Origin of the sequence: Acidovorax sp. LjRoot38, assembly GCF_964252975.1 — a bacterium.
Taxonomy (GTDB): domain Bacteria; phylum Pseudomonadota; class Gammaproteobacteria; order Burkholderiales; family Burkholderiaceae_C; genus Acidovorax; species Acidovorax facilis.
The window spans coordinates 1-1,061 of the sequence record NZ_CAXUPT020000045.1 but is presented as its reverse complement, the minus strand read 5'-3'; the positions used below and the strand labels follow the sequence as shown (position 1 = coordinate 1,061).

The 1,061-nt window shown below is 62.0% G+C and carries 1 protein-coding gene; it reads right to left on the bottom strand.

All coding sequences use genetic code 11. The features are described 5' to 3' along the window. Positions 1-80: 80 nt before the first annotated feature. Positions 81-1,055 (bottom strand): IS5 family transposase, encoded by a 975-nt coding sequence (locus tag ACSQ22_RS26295; RefSeq protein ID WP_055392831.1) that lies wholly within the window; start codon positions 1,053-1,055, stop codon positions 81-83. Positions 1,056-1,061: the final 6 nt, after the last annotated feature.

Here is a 1,061-nt window from a genome sequence, read left to right as displayed (position 1 = left end):
GACGCCATTTTTTGGATTTTGTGGCCTCTTGCGCCGCCCATTTGGGCCGTTCGCAGGGCCTTGAGGCCCGATTTCCACCCTTACGGGCGCACCTGTCCCTGCAGTCGCCCTCGGGCAAGGAAAATGTTGGCCAGCGCCAAGGCCGTGAATGCGCGTGTGGCGTTCTTCTGCAGCCCGCGGTAGCGCACCTTGGTGAATCCCCACAGGCGCTTGACCACCCCGAACACATGCTCTACCCGAGCGCGGATGCGTGACTTGTTGCGGTTCTTGGCCCGCTGAACTTCGTCCACCTCGCCTGCACGGCGGGTGCGCTGGTTGGTGAAGTCTTTGGCTTGGGGCGCCTTGCCCCGGATCAGAGCCTTCTGGCTGGCGTAGGCCGAGTCGCCGTACACGCGCTGCTCGTTGCCATGCAGCAGATCGGGCAGCGGGTGTTTGTCATGCACGTTGGCCGCCGTCACCACGGCGCTGTGCGCCAGCCCGCTTTGGCTGTCCACGCCAATGTGCAGCTTCATGCCGAAATACCACTGCTGGCCTTTGCGGGTCTGGTGCATATCGGGATCGCGCGCCTTGTCGGCGTTCTTGGTAGAACTGGGCGCGGCGATGATGGTGGCATCCACGATGGTGCCGGTGTTGACCTTGAAGCCGCGCTCCTGCAATTGCTGGCCTACCTTGGCAAACAGGGCTTCACCCAGTTTTTGCTCATTGAGCAGTTTGCGAAACTTCAGCAGCGTGGTGGCGTCGGGCACGCGTTCGCGGCCCAGGTCAATCCCCACAAAGCGGCGCAGACTGGCACTGTCATACAGAGCCTCCTCGCACGCCAGATCGGCCAGGTTGAACCAGTGCTGAAGAAAATGGATGCGCAGCATGCGCTCAAGGCCAATGGGCGGGCGGCCGTTGCCTGCTTTGGGGTAGTGCGGCTCTATCACCTGGCACAGAGCGGCCCATGGCACTATTGTCTCCATGGTCCGCAAGAACTCTTCGCGTCGGGTGGGTTTGCGCGAATGCTCGAATCCGTTGTCTTGATCTGCGGCCATTGCCAAGGTCTGCTGCTTCATCTGCGG